This window comes from Maribacter sp. UH1, from assembly GCF_056839145.1.
Genome location: NZ_CM166387.1, coordinates 2803692 through 2826901, shown reverse-complemented (window position 1 = coordinate 2826901; position 23210 = coordinate 2803692). Strand labels below are relative to the sequence as shown.

Below are 23210 nucleotides of genomic sequence, written 5' to 3'. Positions count from 1 at the left end.
AAAATGGACAATAGTATTAAAGTTTGTGTAATTGATGATGATGAAGTCTTTCAGTACACTATATTCCATACTTTAGAAGCTCACAAAACCGTAGATAAGATTATTCCATTTACAGATGGCGCAGAAGCAATGAGCTTTTTCAACATGAATATTGATGACCATAACAAATTACCTGACATTGTTTTTTTAGATGTGAATATGCCGGTTATGGACGGATATAGATTTATGGATGAATATCTAAAATTAATGCCTAAAATCTCAAAGAAAATAACATTTTATATATTGTCATCTTCTGTAGACTTAGTAGATTTTGAAAAAACAAAAATGATAAAGGAAGTATCGGATTATATTGTTAAACCGATAAGAGATAATCAATTGACTAAAATTTTAGCAGAAATATAAAACTTAAGAGCTAGCTACTTAAATACGTATTTATTATTTGTTATTTCTTAGAAAAAGCATCGTAACCACCTTCTAAGTTAACCACATTTTTAAAACCAAGATCTGCCAATCTCTCTTGAGATTTTAAACTTCTACCGCCTTTTTTACAATACACAAAGATTTTTTTGTTTTTATCTAAATGCTGTATTTTTTGGTTAAATTCTTCTGAAAGCCAATCTATATTTACGGCACCGGATATATAACCTGCATTGAATTCTGCCGGTGTTCTAACATCTAATAATATTTCTATAGTTTCGTCATAGCCATTAAACTCTGATATAGGCTTTGACTCTATTTGCCCTATTGCAAATTGGGTACATAGCAGTAGTATAAAAAGCAACAAAATCTTCATAGTTTAGTGTTTATAATCAAAAATAAACATAATAGACAAAATTCAATTACTTTTGAAGCGCAGAATAAAAAATGGAAACAAACAACCTTAATCCAGATAAGTGGGTAAATCTCTATGCAGATTACCTGTTCAATTATGCCGTAACAAGAGTAAGTGATGCGGAAATCGCAAAAGACCTTGTTCAAGACACCTTTATTGCAGGTCTAAAATCTGCAAAAAACTTTAAAGGTGATGCAGCAGAGCGTACTTGGTTAATCGCTATTTTAAAACGCAAGGTCATTGACCACTATCGCAAAATAAACTCAAAAAAGGGAAAAGCAGAGGTACGCATGACTTACAGCTCCCAAACAGATGCAGAAGGCGATTGGATAGAAGAGCGTATAGCAGATCCTAACAGTAATTTTGAAAACGATTCGCTTGAAAATGAAGAATTAGGACTTGCCATTCAAAACTGTATCTCTAAATTACCAAAAAAACAAGCTCAAGTTTTTACCATGAAAACTATAAAAGGAATGGAAACTGAAGATATTTGTAATGCTTTAGGTATTAATGCGTCTAACTTGTGGGTAATGATACATAGAGCCAGAACTGGCTTAATGGGTTGTTTAAATCAAAATTGGTTTTAGTTATGATGATTTCATGTGAAAAGGCAGCAGTTATTTGCAATAAAGCTCAGTATGACGAGGCTTCTGTTTTAGATAAAATAAAATTAAAGCTTCATACATTTATTTGTAAAACTTGTGCAAAACATAGTAAAAATAATGCAAAGTTGACATCTCTTTGCAATAAGGCAAGCATAAATTTTTTGACAGATGAAGAAAAGAGAAAAATGAACGAAAATTTCAACAAAGCTAAATAATATACTTTGTACTTATTATAAAAAGCAACCACCAAAACAATGGTATTGCTTCTACCCAAAAAGACGAAAAGTACTTATTTTGGCATAATTTAGTATTATATAGTGTAAGCATTAATACAATGAAAAGTATTGTTTTAACGGCTACATGGACAATATCCAAATCTGTTTTTAGAAATGTAGCTGCATAAAAAAGAATTGTCCAGCCATAACCAATCATCTTTGTTGTTTTTACACCAACCCTTTGTGGCAATGTTTTAAGTGCTGCACTATCATATTTTAAATCCCTGATTTCAAAAGGTACTAGTAATATCAACACAAACAGAAATCGCTGCACGGTCTCTATTTTTACATTCCAAGAAATTTCATCTAAAACAGAAATAGCTGGTAATACCACTGTAGCACCGGCCCAAACAGCAGCAACAATTAAAATTTTTAATCCGCTGAAACTTCTGAAATTTTTATTCTTGGGCAATACGGGCAAAGCATAAAGCCCTGTAATTCCTGCTAAAATAAATAACCCTACAAATACCCTTTCCGATAGAAAAAACAATTGATAGCCTGCAACCAATAAACAACCTAAACTAAAAAACTGAATGTTTTTTTGATATGTATTGGCTACAAGAATATACTTCTCTGCTTCTACTCCAAATTTTACAAAATTATAACAGCTAATAGAACCAAAAAAAATAAAGAAATAGAGTTCTAAAGGTACACTTATGTTTAATGTTAAAGCCGTAACATGAACCAAGCTAAATATTGCCAAAGCGACATGAATACTAGCATCAAGGTAAAAATCAAAAATCTTTTTGATAATGGTCATTAAACAAAAGTAGTTAAAGTGTTTATAACCTTTTGTTTTGGTTAAAAACTTTCAGGATATGGGCATCTTACAACACTAATTTAAACACATAAAAGTGGTAATTTTGCAACATATATAACAATAGTATCTATGAAGACTGACGTGTTTGCTTTGCGCCATATCGGCATTAGGGAAGAAGATTTAAATACCATGTTCAACACTGTTGGTGTTGAAAATCTTGAACAGCTTATTTTCGAGACCATACCGGAACATATTCGTTTAAAAGAGCCCCTAAAATTAGATTCCCCAATGAGTGAGCATAAGTTTCTTGCACACACAGAGGCATTGTCTAAAAAAAATAAAGTTTTTAGAACCTATATTGGCTTAGGGTATCATGAAAGTTTGATTCCGTCAGTAATCAAAAGAAATATACTAGAAAATCCGGGATGGTATACGGCATATACTCCGTACCAAGCAGAAATTGCCCAAGGTAGATTAGAAGCATTATTAAACTTCCAAACCATTGTATCGGATCTAACAGGTATGAAATTGGCCAACGCCTCTCTACTTGATGAAAGTACAGCCGCCGCAGAAGCCATGACCATGCTTTTTGATGTTAGAAGTCGTGAACAGAAAAAGAATGCCATTGTTAAATTCTTTGTTTCTGAGGAAATATTACCACAAACATTATCACTTTTAAAAACACGTTCCATTCCATTAGGCATTGAATTGGTTATAGGTAATCATGAAGTGTTCGACTTCAGTTCTGATTTTTATGGTGCATTATTACAGTACCCTGGTAAATATGGACAAGTGTATGATTATGCTGGTTTTGTAGCCAAAGCAAAAGAAAATGATATAAAAGTAGCCGTAGCTGCAGATATCATGAGCTTAGTGTTATTGACCCCTCCAGGAGATTTTGGCGTAGACGTAGTTGTAGGTACCACGCAACGATTTGGAATTCCACTTGGTTATGGTGGTCCTCACGCGGCATTCTTTGCCACTAAGGAAGAATTCAAAAGAAATATTCCAGGGAGAATAATCGGTGTAACTAAAGATACTGATGGTAAGCCAGCTTTAAGAATGGCTTTGCAAACCAGAGAACAGCATATAAAGAGAGACAAAGCAACTTCCAACATTTGTACCGCACAGGTTTTGCTTGCTGTAATGGCGGGTATGTACGGTGTATACCACGGTCCAAAAGGACTTAAATATATAGCCTCAAAAATTCATGCTACTGCAGTTACTTTGGTAGATGCTTTAGAAAACTTGGGTATTTATCAAATAAACTCTGCTTATTTTGATACCATAACGGTAAAGGCAGATGCTAAAAAAATACGCACAATAGCCGAAGCTAATGAAGTAAACTTCTACTATGTAGATAATGATACTATTTCCATTGCAGTCAATGAAGCTACTTCTTTAAAAGACCTTAATCAGATTGTATCTATTTTCGCGGAGGCTCTTGGCAAGTCAGCACCAGAAGTCACAAGCTTATTGGACTCAACTTCAATACCAAATAACATTCAACGCAGTAGTTCTTTCATGGAGAACAAGGTGTTTAATTCTTATCACTCAGAGACTGAATTAATGCGTTACATTAAAAAACTAGAACGTAAAGATTTAGCCCTTAACCATAGCATGATTTCTTTAGGAAGCTGTACCATGAAGTTAAACGCAGCTAGTGAAATGCTACCTTTAAGTTCATCTAACTGGGGCAATATTCACCCATTTGTACCGGTAGACCAAGCGGAAGGATACCAAACCATTTTAAGAGAACTTGCAAAAGATCTTTCAGTTATTACAGGTTTTGCAGATACATCATTACAGCCAAACTCTGGCGCACAAGGAGAATATGCAGGATTGATGGTTATTAGAGCTTATCACGAATCTAGAGGAGAATCTGAAAGAAATATTTGCTTGATTCCTTCATCTGCACATGGTACCAACCCGGCTTCTGCGGTAATGGCAGGTATGAAAGTTGTGGTAACCAAAACGGATGAAAAAGGAAATATCGATGTTGCCGACCTAGAAGAGAAAGCAAAATTACACTCAGACAAATTAGCTGCCTTGATGGTAACCTACCCTTCTACGCATGGTGTATTTGAATCTTCTATAAAGCAGATTACAAAATTAATTCATGACCACGGCGGACAAGTTTATATGGATGGTGCCAACATGAATGCACAAGTTGGTTTAACAAACCCAGCAACTATTGGTGCAGATGTTTGTCACCTGAACCTTCACAAGACTTTTGCCATACCACATGGTGGTGGTGGTCCTGGTGTTGGTCCAATATGTGTTGCTCCACAATTAGTACCATTTTTACCAAGTAATCCTGTAATAACTACTGGTGGTGAAGATGCAATTACGGCTATTTCCGCAGCACCTTGGGGAAGCTCATTGGTTTGCCTTATCTCTTACGGATATATTAAAATGTTAGGAGAGCAAGGTCTAACTCAATCTACAAAAATTGCAATTCTTAACGCCAACTATATTAAGCATAAACTTGAAGGTAAGTTTGATGTTTTATACACAGGTGAAAAAGGGAGAGCAGCTCATGAAATGATATTGGATTGTAGACCTTTCAAGAAAAATGGTATTGAGGTCACCGATATTGCAAAGCGATTGATGGACTACGGATTTCATGCTCCGACAGTATCTTTTCCTGTAGCAGGAACGGTGATGATAGAACCTACCGAAAGTGAAAATTTAGCTGAATTAGACCGCTTTTGTGATGCCATGTCATCTATTCGTGCAGAAATTGACGAATCAAATATTGACGAGCCAAATAATGTACTTAAAAATGCACCGCACACTTTAGAAATGGCCACCACAGATGATTGGCAATTTCCTTATTCCCGACAAAAAGCAACTTTTCCTCTACCCTACATTGCCGATAATAAATTTTGGCCATCTGTACGTAGAGTTGACGATGCATATGGAGACCGTAATTTAATTTGTACTTGCGCACCTATAGAAGCGTATATGGAAACTGAATAATAGCTACAAACCCATAATACAAAGCCTTTTCACCATTTTGAAAAGGCTTTTTTTATACTCCGCATTTAAAATAAAATAGCTTGACCATCGTAAAATTTATTATGCATGCATATAATATTTTTTACAATTTGATTAAATTTCGGTTACAATTCAAAATTTAAAAATGAGCATTTCAATTACGGGAACAGGAAGTTATATTCCTGATTTAAAAATTTCTAATACAGATTTTAATAACCATAATTTTTTAAATTTAGACGGCACTTCCTTCAAACATAATAATGAGGTTATTATAGAGAAGTTCAAAGCCATAACAGGTATTGAAGAAAGGCGATATGCCCCCAAAGAATATACTACATCTAACCTAGCTTTTTTTGCCGCAGAAAAGGCTATAGAAAATGCCAAATTAGATAAAGAATCGCTAGACTATATTATCGTTGCCCACAATTTTGGAGACCTTAAAGACGGCTATATACAAGGAGATACGTTACCAAGTTTAGCTACCAGGGTGAAACATCAATTACAGATAAAAAATCCTAAATGTGTTGCTTATGACTTAATATTTGGTTGTCCAGGTTGGTTAGAAGGTATGATTCAAGCCAATGCGTTTATAAAAAGTGGTATTGCCAATAAGTGCTTGGTCATAGGTGCTGAGACATTATCAAGAATTGTAGATGATTATGACCGTGATTCTATGATTTATTCAGATGGTGCCGGTGCTACTATCGTAGAAAGATCAGATGATGGCGGAGAAATTATTGCTCATGAGTCGGCAACCTTTGCAAATGACGAAGCCAACTTTCTTTTCTTTGGTGAAACTTATAATAAAGACGACGAAAAAAAGGCATACTACATAAAAATGCTAGGAAGAAAAATTTATGAATTTGCCGTTACCAATGTACCATCCGCTATGGCATCATGCCTAGATAACAGCGGTATTAAAATTGAAGAGGTAAAGAAGATTTTTATTCACCAAGCAAACGAAAAAATGGATGAAGCCATAGTTAAACGCTTCTACAAAATATATGGCAAAGAAATGCCAGAAGGTGTTATGCCAATGAGTATTTCTAAGTTGGGCAACAGCTCTGTTGCTACCATACCTACCCTATTTGACCTCGTGAAAGAAGGTAAATTAGAAAATCAGGAAATTAAAAAGGGAGATGTTGTTATCTTTGCTAGTGTTGGCGCCGGAATGAACGTCAATGCAATGGTATACAGAATCTAAACATGTACGAGAACACTTTTCCGAACAAACGCTACAAGCATACATTACATTTTTTACGTAAACACATCAACACCAATGAGTCTATACTAGATTTAGGGGTAGAGAATCCGTTTACTAAAATAATGCAACAAGACGGTTACCAAGTAACCAATACTAGCGGAGAGGATTTAGATATTGACTTTAGTTCCGTAACCAATACAGATGCAGAGGTAATGACAGCATTTGAAATATTTGAGCATTTGTTAGCGCCGCTACACCTCTTATCCAATTCTAAATCTAAAAAACTTGTAGCAAGTATTCCATTGAAACTATGGTTTTCACCCGCATATAGAAGTGAAACGGATAAATGGGACAGACATTATCATGAGTTTGAGGATTGGCAATTTGATTGGTTATTGGAAAAAGCCGGTTGGGAAATACAAGATTCAATGAAATGGACCAATCCTGTAAAAAAGCTTGGCTTTAGACCTTTTCTAAGATTATTTACACCTAGGTACTATATTGTTTACGCTACCAGAAAATAAGAGACTATATCAAATATGGATTACTACATAGTTATTCCTATACACAACGAAGAAGCTTTTTTAAAAAGCACACTAGACTCAATTTTACAGCAGACGCTTTTACCCAAAGAAGTCATTTTAGTCAATGACAACTCTACCGACAATACAGAATCCATAATAGACCAATATTGCTCTGAGAACACCTTGTTTAAAAAACTTAATTCTACTTCTTCTACACAACACATGCCTGGTAGCAAAGTAATAAACGCTTTCAATAAGGGACTTAGTTTATTAGATAACAATTACGATTTCATTGTAAAATTAGATGCCGATGTAATTTTACCCTCTAATTACTTTGAAGTGATAAGCGCACATTTTAAAACAAATAAAAATTCGGGTATTGCGGGTGGCTTTATTTATGAGCAAAATAGCACAGGTAAATGGGTTTTAAATCACCCAATGGATAAAGATCATGTTAGAGGCGCAATCAAAGCCTATTCTAAAGCTTGTTTTAAGGCGATAGATGGATTGAAAAACGCAATGGGATGGGATACAGTAGATGAGCTCTTAGCAAGGTTTTACGGGTTTTCTATACTTACCGACTCCCAACTTAAGGTAAAGCATTTAAGACCCACCGGAAAAGCATATAACGCCAAAGCAAAAAGATTACAAGGTAAGGCAATGTATACCATGCGCTATGGATTCATAATCACCTGTATCGCCTCTTTAAAAATGGCCTTGAAAAATAAATCGGTAAAGTCATTTTACAACAACATGCTCGGATACCTGCAAGCGAAGCAAAATAGTACGCCATATTTGGTTAGCGAAAAGGAAGGAGAATTTATTCGAAAACTAAGATGGACGAATATAAAGAGAAAAATCAAAGCATAAAAAAAGCCATCTGTTTAGATGGCTTTTTTAAATTTTATGAGTTTCTAATTAGAAACCTAATTGTTTTTTAACATCAGCTAAAAGGTCTTTACCCTTTGCAACGATTAAACCACCACCTGCTTGCGCATCAATAACATAATCAAAGCCCTGTGCAGCTGCAACTTGTTCTATTGCCGCTTTTGCTTTTTCAGATATAGGAGCAAATAATTCAGCTTGTTTCTTTTGGAATTCTTGTTGAGCTCTTTGTTGAGCTTCACCAATATTCTTTTCGTAACCTTGTAATTCTACCGCTCTTTTTTCATTTTCTTCTTTAGACTTCGCAGCAGCTTCGTTTTGGTATTGCGTGTACTTGTTACGCAATTCTGTCATTGAACCTTCAATATCTGCATTGTAAGTTTCTTGTAATTTCTTAAGCTCTGCTTCTGCAGCTTTCATTTCTGGCATTGCAGATAATAATTGAGTAACATCTATATGAGCTACTTTACTTTGGGCATTTACAAAACTTGTCGTTGCTACGAACAACAATAAGGCTACCACAATTTGTTTTACTTGTTTCATGAGTGTAATTTTAATTCAATTTTGAGTGTTAATGTACGGTCGTTAAACCTATTTAAATAGTACCGTTATCATCTTTTTCGGTATCGCTATTTTCTTCTTCTTTATTGTCACTTCTTTCTTTCAACTTTTCTTGCCTTTTGGCCTCGCGTTCTTCTAACAACTTCTTTCTTCTTTCTTCGTACGCTTTCTTTCTTTCTTCTCGTAATTTTAATTGCTCCGCTTTCGCATCTGCTGCACTTTTCTCTCTTGTTTCGGCTGCTTGTGTTGCTTTATCCAAGCGTTCTTGCAATGCCTCACTTACTTCCTCTTCCTCTTCTCCTTCAAAATCATCTAATCTACTAAGATCATCTGATTTTTTCGTTGGTTTGCTAATTTTTCTTGTTCTAGCAATGCCTCTCAGTACCAAATCACTGATATCGTGCCTTTTTTCGGAATACAACATTACAACATCCGCAGATTTATCAAAAATAAAATCATACTTTTTATTTGTACCAATTTTCTGTACTTCATTGAACACTTGATCTTGTATAGGCTGTATCAACCTTCTTTTTTGCAATACTAAATCTCCTTGTGGTCCAAAACGATCTTGTTGGTACTCGATCATTTCACGTTCCAAAATTTGAATTTCCTCTTCACGTTCTTCAATAAGCTCTGGAGTTAACAGCACTTTCTCTGCCATTAAATCTTTCTTCATCTGCTCCACAACACTTTGCTTCTGCTCAACTTCAATCTTCCAACGCTGTACTTTAGTTTCTAACTGCTCGGTCGCTTCTCTATACTCATCAACATTCTGCAGTATGTACTCCATATCTACATAAGCCATTCTTACTCCTCTTTGGGCAAAACCCTGTATAGTCATAAAGATGACCGAAACTACTAATAGAACTCTTGTCTTTGTACTCATTGTTAATGTCGTTTAATCCTATAGAAAATATCGTGCCAAAATTACTAAATCTTTTAAAATTAAAGGATTAGCATAAAGCACGAATATAATAATTCAATGAAAATTAAAACTGTTGACCAATAATGAAGTGAGTTTGCCATCCGCTTGGCCCTTGACCTGCAGACGCTGGATTTAGATCTTCATCGAACCCATAACCAAAATCAATACCCAACAAACCAAATGCTGGCATAAAGATACGCAGCCCCACACCGGCCGATCGTTTTAATTCAAACGGATTAAAGTTCTGAAAATTGTTGAAAGAATTACCTCCTTCTAAAAATGCAAGTCCGTATATAGATGCAGAAGGCTTCAATGTTAATGGATATCTTAACTCTAATGAGAATTTATTATAAATCAATGCCCCATCTACAGACCCATCATCAGAATAAGGAGTAATAGCTTGTTCATCATAACCTCTTAGCTGAACTACATCTCTACCATCAAGCGTAAAATTACCTAAACCATCACCACCTACGTAAAATCTTTCAAAAGGCACATCACCAACGGCACTATTATAGTTCCCTAAAAAGCCAAATTCAGCATTACTACGAAGTACTAGTTTATCAACAAGAGTAGTATACCAATCACCTTTAAACTTCACCTTATAATACTCTAACCATCTAAAACGTTCTTGATCAATTTCTTCTAGTTCTGCTTGTTCAGCAGCTGTTCTATTTACCGATGCTATATCTTCAATCTCATCAGAACGATCTTGCAAAGACCTATAATCTTTATCACTAAATAATGACCAAGGAGGAGTGAATTTTGCGGACATTTCAAATGTTGATCCTGACGTAGGGAATATTCTACTTGGTCCCTGTGAACTTCTGGAGATACCAAAAGTGTAAGCCAATGAGTTAGCCTTACCATCACCAAAATTAAATAGACCTATGTTGTAATTTCTAAAATCATATAACTGGTAACTTAGCGAGTGTGAAATGGTGAAGAAATCATCCGGCCATTGTACACGCTTTGCCAAACCAGCAGTTATTCCCGTTATAGAGAATTGTTGATCTTTATCAATATCGATATCTCCACTACTATCATAAGAAGCTGCGAACTGTTGCGTTCTAGACATACTTAGATTAAAACGTACCGGCTTTTTACCACCTAACCATGGTTCAGCAAAGTTTAAGCTATAAACCCTGTATGTTTGACTTGCCTGTAAACGAAGTGCAAAAGTTTGTCCATCACCCATTGGTACCGGCTTGTACTTTTCACCATTAAATAAATTCTGAATAGAGAAGTTACTAAACGATAGTCCTAAAGTACCAATGAAACCACCACCTCCATAACCACCTTGTAATTCAATTTGGCTAGAACCAGATTCAACAAGGTTCCATGCCAAATCTACCGTACCTTCATTTGGGTTGGCATTCAAAACATCTGGTGTAATCTGCTCCGCATCAAAAAAGCCAAGTTGACCTAATTCACGAATAGTTCTAATAATATCTGCCTTATTGTATTTTTGACCAGGTCTTGTGCGTAATTCACGATAGATTACATGATCATTAGTTTTATCGTTTCCTGAAACTGTAACGTGATCTAGGAAAGTCTCCTTACCTTCTATAATTCTTATTTCAAAATCTATAGTATCGTTAGCAGCAGACATTTCTACCGGATTAATAGTAGAAAACAAGTACCCATTGTTTTGATACAAACTAGTTACGTCACTTGGGTCTGGTTTAGAATTATCCGCAATTCTTTCACGTAATAATACACCATTATAAGTATCGCCTTTTTGAATGCCTAAAACTCGATTTAATTGACGGTCCGTATATACTGTATTACCAACAAAGTCGATATTTCCAAAATAGTACTTATCTCCCTCTTCTACCTTTATCTTTAAATCAATGTTATTTTCATCGACCTTAATAATAGAATCTGACAAAACACGGGCATCACGATATCCATTCTCAGCAAATTTATCTACAAGTAGACCAAGATCTTCTTCATAGTCTTCTTGAATATATTTTGATTTTTTCCAGAAACGACCAAATTTTTTCTTCTTAGTATTTTTTAAAGCTTTACGTAATTTCTTGTCAGACAATTGGTCATTACCTTCAAATATGATATCACGAATCTTAACTTTATCTCCTTTATTAACGTTTACTACCATATACTGTGTATTGGTATCAGTAGTATCTTTAGAAGTAGCAATATTAACATCGGCATTTAAATAGCCTTGCTTTTTGTACTTATTGGTGATATAGTTTTTAGAATTGGAAATTAAACTTTCAGTAATTTTCTTTCCTTTTTTAAGGTCAGTATCCTTAATAAGGCTTTCAACTTTACCTTTTTTAACACCATAAAACTTAACATTAGTCAATGTTGGACGTTCAATTATGTTCAATTCCAAGAAGACGGTGTTCTCCTCTATATTAGTAATAAAGATGTCAATTTCACTAAAAAGCTCCAGACCCCATAATTTTTTTATGACTTCGCTAATTTGTTCTCCTGGCAATGTAATAGGCTGACCTACTCTTAACCCAGTATAAGTTTTCACCGTTTGCTCATTATAACTTTGCAGTCCGGTAACGTCTAAACCTCCTAAAATATAGCTTTTGCCGTCCTCATAGGAAGCATCCTGTGCGGCGGCAATAAAGGTGGTCAAAAATAAAAGGGTAGTTAAAAAGTGGTTCAATGATATGAACCTGGTCATATCTTTAAGTGAGTTGTTCGCTTGTTTTTCCAAATCTTCGTTCTCTGTTCTGGTAGTTTTTTATGGCCTCAACTAAGTGATGCTCTCTAAAATCAGGCCAATATACATCAATAAAATATAACTCTGCATATGCTATTTGCCATAATAAAAAATTGCTGATCCGATGTTCTCCACTAGTACGGATTAGCAAGTCTACGTCTGGCAAATCATGCGTGTAAAGATGGCTATTTATAATTTCTTGGTCAATGTTTTCAATTGAAATTATATTATTTTTAACTTTGGTACTTATCTCTTTCACCATAGATTGCAACTCTTCACGAGCACCATAGCTCAAAGCCAAAGTTAACGTCATGCCTGTGTTTTGCTTTGTTTGATCCATTACTTCGACCAACTCTTTATATGCCTTAGCAGGAAGCGCATCTATGTTACCAATAGTATTTAGGCGTACGTTATTTTTGTTAAAAGTTTTAAGTTCTTTCTTTAAAGAAGACACTAATAAGCGCATAAGTGTCTGCACTTCTATCTTAGGTCTATTCCAATTTTCTGTAGAAAAAGTATATAATGTTAAGTATTCAACTTTCAATTGAACACATTGCTCAACAACAATTCTGACAGTTTTTACACCGTGTTCGTGACCAAAAACTCTTAGTTTACCGCGTTCTTTAGCCCACCTACCATTACCGTCCATAATAATAGCAAGGTGCTTTGGAACATTCAGTTTATCAATATCGTTTATATCACTCATCTTAAAATTTACTCAAAACAATCCATACAAGGCTTTCTTCCAAAAGTGTACGTTAAGGTTAGACCGGAAAATACATACCAGTCATCGCTAAAAATATTACCAAATTGGAACTCTTCAAAGTTAGAACCTTCAGGATTACTACCATCTAAGTTATCCGTAAAAGTATACCTAGCCCCTATTTCGCCCCCAAAAATAAGAAACTGATTGATACGATACTTAAAACCAACAGTCATTGGCACTGCAAAACTTCCTTCTTTTTGATTTATATCTTGTAGAACACCACCATTAAAATACTGATAATCATACCTAAAATAGGTGAGACCTGTATATAAATAGGGCGTAAATGCCGGACCAAGTTTATGTAAATTATATTCCACAAAATTAAATTCCAAGCCCACAGAACCTTCAAAGATTGAATTATCTATAACATAACCTCTCTGCTGCCTTGCCGTAGAACTAGATTTATTATCATCTGCGGTAAACTTACCATAAGTTAAACTACCCCGCCATGCATATCTTTTACTAATGTTCCACTTAAACAAACCACCAAAGGCAATATTGGAAGGCAACAGATAATCTGTTCTACCAACATCACTAATTGTATTGGCACCACCGGCAAAAATACCCACCTCATAAGTCTGCGCTTGCAAACCCGACAGTGAAAAAAGTAATACTAATAACGTTATGTAACGCATAAAATAGATTTTACAATTATTGCGGATATCATATGTAAAACTGAAAATGCAATAATTTTAATGTTCTCAAAAGATAAACAGTGATTAAGGACAATTATTGTTTAAATGTTGGCTCAATTTCGCCTATCCTCACCCCAAAGAAGCTTATTTCTTAAGGTCTTTAAAAAACTTTCTGAAGTATATTCTATCATTTTAATGGTATAAGGAGCCTTACTTATAGTTATCTCCTCTCCATTTTCCAATGATGCAATTCTAGAATCTAAAGAAACCAAGTGGTTTTCTTCTCTACCAGACACTTTCAAACGAATTACAGTATCATCAGATATAACCAGTGGTCTCGCATTTAAGTTATGCGGAGCAATTGGGGTCAGGACCAATGATTTAGCAGTAGGCACAATTACAGGACCTCCACAACTTAAGGAATACCCGGTTGACCCAGTTGGGGTAGATATTATTAATCCGTCTGCCCAATATGACGTTAAGTATTCGTCATTTAAATATGTTTCTACCGTAATCATAGAGGTAGTTTCTTTTCTACTTACGGTAATTTCATTCAATGCAAAATTTAAGTCTCCAAACTCGGAATCCAATTTTTCCGTATTCAATTGTACCAAACTACGTTCAACAACGTTGTATGCACCTTGCTTGAATTCTTGAACTACTTTTCTAACATCTTCTTTTTTAAAGGTTGAAAGAAACCCTAACCTACCTGTATTAACACCCACAATAGGAATACCAAGGTCTTTCACAAAAGTTGTTGCCCTTAATATGGTACCATCACCACCAAAACTAACGAACATATCAAAAGAAGCGTTTAACCCTTCTTCCATTGTAAAAACGGAAAAGGTTTGGCTATTACCTTTGGATTTATACAATTCGTAAAAATCTTTTTCAATATGAACTTCTGCAGATACCGTTTGCAACTCATCTAACAGTTCAATGAGGTATTCAATGGCATTATCTTGATAAGTTTGACCGTAAACAGCTACTTTCATATTATACATTAAGATATTTATCTAAATAATCTGATCTGTTTTTTAGGTCTTCTAAAAATTGGTCATCGCTGTTACCAAATATAATATGGTAATTGTAACGTCTAAAAGTCTGCACTACCTTATTATAGTTATTTGCTGTAATTTTTAAGGTTACTTGAATAACATCATTTTGGGTATCGGTAATAAAACCACCAAAAAGTTTGGCATTGTTACTTTCCACTATCTGCGCAATCTCACTAAATGAATAATCCTTAACACCTTTTGCTACGACCAAAATACTACCTGGGTCGGTAAAAAACGGCGTGTCAATAAATTCCGCAACAACATCGGTTAAACAATAGTAACCCGTAACTTCTTCTTTTTCATTAAGAACCGGAATTAAATTGGCTTCATTTCTAGCAAAAACTTCCAACACATCTAGCCAATTGGTATCTCTACGAGCAAAAAAACTTTGAAGTTGATATCTAAACTCCTCAATTTTAGACTCCGGTAGCAATCCGTCAGCATCTATTTCAGAGAAAAGTCCTAAAAACCTTCCATCCTCCAAAATAGCGATATGGGAATAGGTGGTATCATGAAAAAACGCTAATACTTTTTCAGCAGTATCATTGATATCGAATACCGGTAAGCTCGTAATGATATGTTCTTGAATATTCATAGACCTTTATATAACGCAAAATAACAATTAATAATATCAAAAGGCGTGCCTTATTTGTATTTTTGATGCTCCTAAAAGGTAAATAAGACATAATGACAAAACTTAGCGTTAACGTAAACAAAATTGCAACTCTTAGAAATGCCCGTGGCGGCAATGTTCCAGATTTGCTTAAGGTTTCTAAAGATTTAGAAAGTTTTGGAGCGCAAGGAATCACTATTCACCCTAGACCAGATGAACGTCATATTAGATATCAGGATGCTAGAGATTTAAAAAACACGGTAACTACAGAATTTAATATTGAAGGTAATCCGGTTCCAAAATTTATTGAATTGGTTCTAGAAGTGAAACCAGAACAAGTTACACTGGTACCAGATGCTGTAGATGCCATCACATCAAACGCAGGCTGGGATACTATAAAGCACAAAGAATTCTTAACCGATGTCATCAAAACCTTCAAAGAAGCCGGCATCCGTACTTCAATATTTGTTGACCCCAATCCAAAAATGATCGAGGGTGCAAAAGCGGTTGGTACAGATAGAATAGAATTATACACTGAAAGTTACGCTACGGACTACGAAAAAAATAAAGAAGAAGCTATAAGACCATTCATTGAAGCTGCCAAACGTGCCAACGAATTAGGAATTGGAATTAATGCCGGTCATGATCTAAGTTTGGACAACATTGAATATTTCGCCAAAAATATCCCTAACTTACTAGAAGTATCTATTGGTCATGCGCTTATTAGTGAAGCATTATACTTAGGGCTGGACAATGTGGTAAACATGTATTTACATAGATTAAAATGAAACAGCTATTACATTCGGTAATTTTAGGAGAAGGCAAGCCTTTATGTATCCTACACGGATTTCTGGGCATGCTTGACAATTGGAAAACGCTAGGTGCACAATATGCAGAAAACGGATTCTGTGTTCACCTCATCGACCAAAGAAATCATGGTAAAAGTTTTCATTCGCCAGATTTCAACTATGACATACTTGCTAATGATTTTCTAAATTATTTAGATGCACACGATATTGAGAATACTGCATTAATAGGTCATTCCATGGGAGGCAAAACCGCCATGCAATTCGCATGCACTTACCCTGAACGGGTCAATAAATTAATTATAGCGGACATAGCCCCAAAATATTACCCACCGCATCACCAAGAAATCATTGATGGTCTAAATGCCATTGACACCACCAATTTAAAGTCTAGAAAAGATGCCGACGAACAATTAAAGCAACATCTATCTAATCCAGGCATAAGACAATTTTTATTGAAAAACCTGCAAAGAAACGATGACAAAAAACTTTGCTTTAAATTCAATTTAGAAGTATTGAGCAATAAGATGGAAGAAATTGGTGACAACATCAATAGTTCAGACAGTTTTAATGGTCAAACCCTATTTCTAAGAGGCGATAAATCTGAATATGTAACCAACAATGATTTTGATATCATACACCGTCATTTCCCTAAGGCTACAGTTGAAACAATTGACAATGCAGGACACTGGTTACATGCAGAAAACCCAAAACAGTTCTTTGAAAAATCAATTACCTTTTTAAATCAAGAATAAACTATAATCCTATAATACCATAAGCCATGAAACTAATTTTAAGAATTCTATTAAGTGCAGTTGCCGTTGTAATTCTAGCCAATGTACTACCCAATGTATCAGTAGACAGTTTTATTACCGCAGTAATCGTAGCAGTGGTTTTAAGCATTTTAAACCTACTAGTGAAACCTATTTTAGTGATTTTAACGCTACCGGTAACCGTAATCACCTTTGGTCTTTTCCTGTTGATCATTAATGCAATAATTATTTTATTGGCGGATAAACTTATTGACGGATTTGCGGTTGGAAATATTTGGTGGGCATTGATTTTTAGTCTATTGCTATCATTTTTACAATCAATCTTTTTTACACTGTTAAAAGATGACAAGTCATAGTTGCTTGTGATTTGAAATTCAATACTTTAAAAAATTGGTTGACTTTGCAAAATGTAGTATTTTTGCATCCCATTTTACACATGCAAATAGATATTAAGGAATGAATATTACGAAAGAGCAGATAGACGATTTAAATGCAGTAGTTAAAGTTGCTATCACAAAAGAAGATTACCAAGATAAGGTTGACACCATTTTAAAGGATTATAAGAAGCAAGCTAATATTCCTGGTTTTAGAAAAGGCCAAGTTCCTATGGGTCTTATTAAAAAGCAGTATGGTAAAGCCGTATTGGTAGATGAAGTAAATAAATTGTTGCAAGACAATCTTAACAAATACCTAACAGAAGAAAAGTTAGACGTTTTAGGTAACCCTTTACCAAAACAACAAGACAATTTTGATTGGGACCAAGATGAATTGGCTTTTGAATTTGAATTAGGATTAGCTCCTGATTTTGAAGTTTCTTTGAAAACCAAAAAAGCGATCACTCAATATAAAATTGTTGCCGACAAGAAAATGATCGACGAGCAAGTTGAACGTATTCAAAAACAATACGGTAAACTTGTAAGCAAAGATGTTGTTAGCAAGAATGATGAAGTAAGTGGAACTTTCGCTAATGAAGCAAAAGAAATCGACAACAAAACATTGATTGAGACTGACAAGTTGAAGAGCAAAAAAGCTTTAGACGCTTTAAAAGGCAAAAAAGTTGGCGATGTTGTTACATTGAAAACAAAGGGTCTTTTCAATGAAAATCATATGTTATCAAGCGCTTTAGGCATTGATAAACAGAAAGCTGAGGCATTGGATACTGAAGTTACTTTCACCATTTCTGAAATTAACGAAAGAGAAGCTGCTGAATTAAATCAAGAATTATTTGATAAACTTTTTGGCCCAGATAGCGTTAAGACCGAAAAGGAATTAAAAGAGCGCATCAAAGAGGATTCTGAAAAACAATTTGAGCAACAATCGGATCAAAAGTTATTGAACGATGTTACCGAATATTTTATTGACAATACAAAATTTGAATTACCAACTGGTTTCTTGACAAAATGGATTCAAATGACTGGTGAAGAGCCATTATCTGAGGAACAAGCTGTTGAAGAATATGCTAAATCTGAAAAAGGCTTACGTTACCAACTTATTGAAGGTAAAATAATAAAGGATAATGAACTACAAGTTCAGTTTGATGAATTGAAAGAATTCTCTAAAGGATTTATTCGTTCTCAAATGGCACAATTTGGTCAATTAGATCCTAAAGAAGAAGAATTAGATTCTATTGCTGCAAGAGTTCTTGGCAACCAAGATGAAGTAAAAAGACTATCAGAACAATTGATGAGTCAGAAACTATTGAATCTTTACAAAGAAAAAGCGAATCTTAAGACAAAGGAAGTTACCTATGAAAATTTCGTGAAAGAAGTTTATGGATAAATTCCAAACAATAAATTAAGTATCTTTACGGTGCCGGAAATGAAATTTTCGGCACCTTTTTTTACTCTAAAATATAGACATACAATTTATGGATTACGGAAAAGAATTCAAGAATTTCGCTATAAACGACCAAGGTATTAGTAGCACATATTACGATTCTATCATGAGCAGCATGTACCCAACGAACATGACGCCAAACATTATAGAAGAGCGTTCTATGAACATTGTTGCAATGGATGTTTATTCGCGTTTAATGATGGATCGCATTATTTTTATGGGTACTGGTATTAACGACCAAGTAGCTAATATTATACAAGCACAACTATTGTTTTTAGCAAGTGTTGACGCTAAGAAAGATATCCAAATTTACATTAACTCACCAGGTGGTAGCGTATATGCCGGTTTAGGTATTTATGATACTATGCAGTTTATCACTCCTGATGTTGCCACTATCTGTACAGGTATGGCGGCTTCAATGGGCGCTGTTCTATTATGTGCAGGTGAAAAAGGAAAACGTAGTGGTTTACAGCACTCTCGTGTTATGATTCACCAACCACTTGGAGGTGCACAAGGTCAAGCTAGTGATATTGAAATTACCGCTAGAGAGATATTGAAATTGAAAGATGAACTATATCAAATCATTGCTGAACACTCGGGCACAGATATTGAAAAAGTACGTGATGATAGTGACCGTGATTACTGGATGAAAGCTGATGAAGCTCTTAAATACGGTATGATTGATGAAATATTGGTAAGGGAGAAGAAATAATTTCGACCAATTGAATCAAATAAATTAATGATTTTTAAACCAAAAACGATTTTTGATCGTTAAGGAATAGAATAGAGAAGATAGATAATGGCAAAGGAAAATTTAGAATGTTCATTTTGCGGTAGAAAAAAGCCTGAAACAAATTTGTTGATCGCCGGTCTCGACGCACATATTTGCGACCGTTGTATTGAACAAGCTCACGGCATTGTTGCCGAAGAGTCAAAACAGACAAAGACCAATGATCTTTCTTCTGAACTTGTTCTAAAAAAGCCTCAAGAAATCAAGGAATTTTTAGACACTTTTATTATTGGACAAGAGCGTACCAAAAAGGTAATGTCTGTTGCAGTTTACAATCACTACAAAAGATTACTACAACCATCTTCACAAGAAGATGATATAGAAATCCAGAAAAGTAATATTATCATGGTTGGCCAAACCGGTACAGGTAAGACCTTAATGGCCAAAACCATTGCCAAGTTACTTAATGTACCATTGGCGATTGTTGATGCAACTGTATTGACAGAAGCTGGTTATGTTGGTGAAGATGTAGAAAGTATTTTAACCCGCCTTTTACAAGCGGCAGATTACAATCTTGAGAAAGCAGAAAGAGGTATCGTTTTTATTGATGAAATAGATAAGATTGCTCGCAAGAGCGATAACCCATCTATTACAAGAGATGTATCTGGAGAAGGAGTCCAACAAGGGCTTTTAAAATTATTAGAGGGTACATCAGTAAACGTACCACCTAAAGGAGGAAGAAAGCACCCGGACCAAAAATTCATTGAAGTAAATACAGAAAACATCTTATTTATTGCCGGTGGAGCTTTTGACGGTATTGAGCGTGCAATAACCAAGCGTTTAAATATGCAAGCGGTAGGTTATAGCGCTTCTAAATCTGATAGCTTTTTAGATGATAGTAATTTATTACAATACATCATACCAAAAGATTTAAAAGATTTTGGACTTATACCTGAGATTATTGGTAGACTTCCTGTACTAACACATATGAACCCGTTAGACAAGAAGACATTAAGAGCTATCTTGACCGAACCTAAGAATGCAATTATTAAACAATATGAAAAGCTGTTTGCTATGGATGATATTAAATTCAGCATTACAGACCAGGCTTTAGACTATATTGTAGAAAAGGCAATTGAATATAAACTTGGAGCAAGAGGTTTAAGATCTCTTTGTGAAGCGATCTTCACAGATGCCATGTTTGAAATGCCAAGTTCAGGTGATACTGATTTTAAAGTAACAAAACCTTACGCAGAAGAAATGTTATCTCATGATACCATTAAAAAGCTGAAAGCAGTTTCATAAAGTTACATTTGATTAAAGGATATAAAAAAAAGCGAAGATTTAAATCTTCGCTTTTTTTATGCTTTACTATTATCTTATTTTCAAACCACTTTCTTTACCTGTGGTGTAATTTGTGTAACTTCTTGTAATAAGTCCATACATACTTTTTGAATAATTTTCTCATCTGTATATAATGTATGGCCATAGTTAGGTAAAACTTCCATTTCCACACCTAATTTATCTGCCCATTCCTCACTTGGTCTAAACTCATCGTTAGCTCCGTATACTAATTGAAATGGAACATTGGGTCTATCGTTCTTTTTACGAATTCTCGTAGGAGAAACACCATATAATGATTTTACCGGCAAACCTTTTTTAGCAGCTTCCCAAATAATTGAGGCACCTGTACTAAACGCAAGATAATAACAAGGCTCAGTTTCTTTTTTTAGTATATGAGATACTGCAGTGTCTATACCACCTTCTAAAAAGGCATTATGTACATTTTCTTCAGTTTGTATTAGAATATCTAGATTGGCAAGTTGTTGACTATCATAAAAAGTAATATCAAAATATTGTTGAAGATACCCTAAGTATGAAGTAATCCATAGTCCTTTCTTAGCGCCCCACATATCGGAAACAATTACTAATTTCTCTGCCATAATAATAGTATTTATAGTATTGGTTAAGTTTTACTCTAGCAAGTTGGAATAATAACTCCACTTACACCTATTTAATTGTTTACGCGTTTAAAATTATCGATGTAGTCCATTTTATCGGACATTACTTCAAAGTAAATCGACTAGAATAAACATGTAATACAAAAGCTACATTTATGAAAACAAATGTATGGCAAGCATTGAAAAAATATAAAAGATTGTTGTGATTAGGTTAAAATCTAGTGTGTATGGAGCACATTACTTATTCATTAGTAAAAGTTCTTCTAAATAATCCCTTTTGTTAGAAAGTCTTGGAATTTTATGTTGACCACCAAGCTTGTCATTTTTCTTTAACCAATCATAGAATAGGTTTTTACGTGCGCTATGTACTATTGGCATATTCAAGGTAATATTATTAAGCCTTTTTGCTTCGTAATCAGAATTAAGAGATTTTAGGGCATTATCAAATATCTCTACAAAAGCATCAAAATCCCTTGGCAAAGTTCTAAATTCCATAATCCACTCGTGCGCTCCTTTTTCCTTACCAACCATAAAAACAGGTCCGGCCGTGTAGTCCATTATTTCAGCCTCGGTTTTTGCGCAAGCGATTTTCAATGCCTCCTCTGCATTCTCTATTATTAACTCTTCACCAAAAACATTAATATGGTGTTTGGTACGACCAGTAACTTTAATTCTATAAGGGCTTTTAGAAGTAAAACGTACGGTATCCCCTATTTTATATCGCCATAATCCTGAATTGGTAGTAATTACTATAGCATAGTTCTTGCTTAATTCAATTTCCCATAAGGGTATTGCTTCTTCCTCAAAAGAACCATAAACATCCATTGGAATAAACTCATAGAAAATTCCATAGTCTAACATCAACAACAGATCATCGGCACCATTTCTATCTTGAATAGCAAAAAACCCTTCAGAAGCATTATAGATTTCATAGTATCTAAAATCACTCTTCGGTAATATTTTTTTATACTGCTCTTTATAAGGGTTAAAGTTTACACCTCCATGAAAGTAGACTTCAAGATTTTCCCAAACTTGAAAAAGATTTTCTTTACCAGTTTCTTCAAGTACTTTATTCATTAAAACCAGCATCCAAGAAGGTACACCTGCCAAACTGGTTACATTCTCTTGCACACTTTCATGAATAATGGCCATAAGCTTACTCTCCCACTCGCTCATTAAAGAAACCTTATTACTGGGCGTGCTACTGTACTCTGCCCATAATGGCATATTGTCTATCAAAATAGCCGATAGGTCGCCAAACAGGGACCCATTATCCTCGTAAAGCTCTTTACTACCACCCAAGCGTAAGCTCTTACCAGTAAAAAGTTGAGAATTTTCATTATTGTTCAAATAAAGACATAACAAATCTTTACTTGATTTATAATGACAATCTTCCAATGCCTCTCCACTAACAGGTATAAATTTACTCTTGGCATCTGTAGTTCCACTACTTTTAGCAAACAGCTTTACTTTGGTAGGCCAGAATAGATTCTGCTCTCCTCTTCTGGTGCGTTCAATAATAGGTTGAACTTCTTCATAAGATACTATAGGCAATCTTTCCTTAAACACTTTATAAGACTCAATAGACTCAAAATCATAAGTTCTACCAAACTCTGTATCCTCTGCAAATTCAAGCAATTGCAATAAAACCTCTTCTTGAACCTCATCAGGATACTTTAAAAAAAGTTCTATCTGATGATATCGTTTTTTTAGTAACCAAGAGGCGATTGAATTAAATAGGGTAATTGGCATTTATAGGT

Annotated in this window: 24 protein-coding genes; 13 read left to right on the top strand and 11 right to left on the bottom strand. The window is 34.7% G+C overall.

Annotation, left to right across the window (positions count from 1 at the left end; genetic code table 11):
* Positions 1-3: 3 nt before the first annotated feature.
* Positions 4-402, top strand: coding sequence for a response regulator (locus UH1x_RS12220; RefSeq protein ID WP_482621916.1), 399 nt, complete (start codon positions 4-6; stop codon positions 400-402).
* A gap of 40 nt (positions 403-442) precedes the next feature.
* Here the strand turns inward: UH1x_RS12220 and UH1x_RS12215 are convergent, their stop codons facing one another.
* A complete protein-coding gene (locus UH1x_RS12215) occupies positions 443-793 on the bottom strand; it encodes a rhodanese-like domain-containing protein (RefSeq protein ID WP_482621915.1) in 351 nt (116 codons plus the stop codon).
* Positions 794-864: 71 nt separating this feature from the next.
* Here UH1x_RS12215 and UH1x_RS12210 point away from each other — a divergent pair, with 71 nt between their 5' ends.
* Together UH1x_RS12210 and UH1x_RS12205 are read left to right on the top strand one after the other, a co-directional pair.
* A complete protein-coding gene (locus tag UH1x_RS12210) occupies positions 865-1419 on the top strand; it encodes a sigma-70 family RNA polymerase sigma factor (RefSeq protein WP_482621914.1) in 555 nt (184 codons plus the stop codon).
* Positions 1420-1421: 2 nt separating this feature from the next.
* On the top strand, positions 1422-1652 hold the full coding sequence (locus tag UH1x_RS12205; RefSeq protein ID WP_482621913.1) for a hypothetical protein: 231 nt from the start codon (positions 1422-1424) through the stop codon (positions 1650-1652).
* On the opposite strand, the gene UH1x_RS12200 is transcribed toward UH1x_RS12205, so the two are convergent.
* Positions 1645-2472: a UbiA prenyltransferase family protein gene (locus tag UH1x_RS12200; protein WP_482621912.1), complete on the bottom strand. Its 828-nt coding sequence runs from the start codon at positions 2470-2472 to the stop codon at positions 1645-1647. The genes UH1x_RS12205 and UH1x_RS12200 overlap by 8 nt on opposite strands.
* A gap of 129 nt (positions 2473-2601) precedes the next feature.
* On the opposite strand from UH1x_RS12200, the gene gcvP reads away from it, so the two are divergent.
* From gcvP to UH1x_RS12180, 4 genes are all read left to right on the top strand, one after another.
* Positions 2602-5454, top strand: a complete 2853-nt coding sequence (gcvP, locus tag UH1x_RS12195; protein WP_482621911.1) for an aminomethyl-transferring glycine dehydrogenase — start codon at positions 2602-2604, stop codon at positions 5452-5454.
* 163 nt (positions 5455-5617) lie between these two features.
* Positions 5618-6676, top strand: a complete 1059-nt coding sequence (locus tag UH1x_RS12190; protein ID WP_482621910.1) for a 3-oxoacyl-ACP synthase III family protein — start codon at positions 5618-5620, stop codon at positions 6674-6676.
* Between the two features lie 2 nt (positions 6677-6678).
* Entirely contained in the window at positions 6679-7200 is a 522-nt protein-coding gene (locus UH1x_RS12185; RefSeq protein ID WP_482621909.1) for a methyltransferase, read from the top strand.
* 15 nt (positions 7201-7215) lie between these two features.
* On the top strand, positions 7216-8070 hold the full coding sequence (locus tag UH1x_RS12180; RefSeq protein ID WP_482621908.1) for a glycosyltransferase family 2 protein: 855 nt from the start codon (positions 7216-7218) through the stop codon (positions 8068-8070).
* Positions 8071-8118: 48 nt separating this feature from the next.
* On the opposite strand, the gene UH1x_RS12175 is transcribed toward UH1x_RS12180, so the two are convergent.
* The 7 genes from UH1x_RS12175 to UH1x_RS12145 form a co-directional block, all read right to left on the bottom strand.
* The gene (locus tag UH1x_RS12175; RefSeq protein WP_036152017.1) at positions 8119-8628 is read right to left on the bottom strand and encodes an OmpH/Skp family outer membrane protein; all 510 of its coding nucleotides are present in this window, start codon (positions 8626-8628) and stop codon (positions 8119-8121) included.
* A 52-nt stretch (positions 8629-8680) separates the two neighbouring features.
* On the bottom strand, positions 8681-9532 hold the full coding sequence (locus tag UH1x_RS12170; RefSeq protein ID WP_482621907.1) for an OmpH/Skp family outer membrane protein: 852 nt from the start codon (positions 9530-9532) through the stop codon (positions 8681-8683).
* Positions 9533-9635: 103 nt separating this feature from the next.
* Complete coding sequence (locus UH1x_RS12165; protein ID WP_482621906.1) at positions 9636-12233, bottom strand: BamA/OMP85 family outer membrane protein; 2598 nt, start codon at positions 12231-12233, stop codon at positions 9636-9638.
* A gap of 4 nt (positions 12234-12237) precedes the next feature.
* Positions 12238-12978, bottom strand: a complete 741-nt coding sequence (locus tag UH1x_RS12160) for an isoprenyl transferase (protein WP_036152012.1) — start codon at positions 12976-12978, stop codon at positions 12238-12240.
* An 8-nt stretch (positions 12979-12986) separates the two neighbouring features.
* Entirely contained in the window at positions 12987-13673 is a 687-nt protein-coding gene (porG, locus tag UH1x_RS12155; RefSeq protein ID WP_036152010.1) for a type IX secretion system protein PorG, read from the bottom strand.
* A 113-nt stretch (positions 13674-13786) separates the two neighbouring features.
* Positions 13787-14668 (bottom strand): NAD kinase, encoded by an 882-nt coding sequence (locus UH1x_RS12150; protein WP_482621905.1) that lies wholly within the window; start codon positions 14666-14668, stop codon positions 13787-13789.
* A gap of 1 nt (position 14669) precedes the next feature.
* Positions 14670-15326, bottom strand: coding sequence for a CBS domain-containing protein (locus tag UH1x_RS12145; RefSeq protein WP_482621904.1), 657 nt, complete (start codon positions 15324-15326; stop codon positions 14670-14672).
* A 92-nt stretch (positions 15327-15418) separates the two neighbouring features.
* Between UH1x_RS12145 and UH1x_RS12140 the strand changes: the two genes are divergently transcribed.
* From UH1x_RS12140 to clpX, 6 genes are all read left to right on the top strand, one after another.
* A complete protein-coding gene (locus UH1x_RS12140) occupies positions 15419-16132 on the top strand; it encodes a pyridoxine 5'-phosphate synthase (protein WP_482621903.1) in 714 nt (237 codons plus the stop codon).
* Positions 16129-16905 (top strand): alpha/beta fold hydrolase, encoded by a 777-nt coding sequence (locus UH1x_RS12135; protein WP_482621902.1) that lies wholly within the window; start codon positions 16129-16131, stop codon positions 16903-16905. Before UH1x_RS12140 ends, UH1x_RS12135 begins: the two co-directional genes overlap by 4 nt.
* Before the next feature lie 26 nt (positions 16906-16931).
* The gene (locus UH1x_RS12130) at positions 16932-17279 is read left to right on the top strand and encodes a phage holin family protein (RefSeq protein ID WP_084684625.1); all 348 of its coding nucleotides are present in this window, start codon (positions 16932-16934) and stop codon (positions 17277-17279) included.
* Positions 17280-17379: 100 nt separating this feature from the next.
* The gene (tig, locus tag UH1x_RS12125) at positions 17380-18702 is read left to right on the top strand and encodes a trigger factor (protein ID WP_482621901.1); all 1323 of its coding nucleotides are present in this window, start codon (positions 17380-17382) and stop codon (positions 18700-18702) included.
* Positions 18703-18790: 88 nt separating this feature from the next.
* Positions 18791-19471: an ATP-dependent Clp endopeptidase proteolytic subunit ClpP gene (gene clpP, locus UH1x_RS12120; protein WP_036151998.1), complete on the top strand. Its 681-nt coding sequence runs from the start codon at positions 18791-18793 to the stop codon at positions 19469-19471.
* A gap of 87 nt (positions 19472-19558) precedes the next feature.
* Positions 19559-20794, top strand: a complete 1236-nt coding sequence (clpX, locus tag UH1x_RS12115; RefSeq protein WP_348354955.1) for an ATP-dependent Clp protease ATP-binding subunit ClpX — start codon at positions 19559-19561, stop codon at positions 20792-20794.
* Positions 20795-20874: 80 nt separating this feature from the next.
* Here the strand turns inward: clpX and UH1x_RS12110 are convergent, their stop codons facing one another.
* Positions 20875-21432 (bottom strand): hypothetical protein, encoded by a 558-nt coding sequence (locus tag UH1x_RS12110; RefSeq protein WP_482621900.1) that lies wholly within the window; start codon positions 21430-21432, stop codon positions 20875-20877.
* 255 nt (positions 21433-21687) lie between these two features.
* Positions 21688-23202 carry a GH3 auxin-responsive promoter family protein gene (locus UH1x_RS12105; RefSeq protein ID WP_482621899.1) on the bottom strand — a complete coding sequence of 505 codons (1515 nt, stop codon included), beginning with the start codon at positions 23200-23202 and terminating at the stop codon, positions 21688-21690.
* Between the last annotated feature and the right edge of the window lie 8 nt (positions 23203-23210).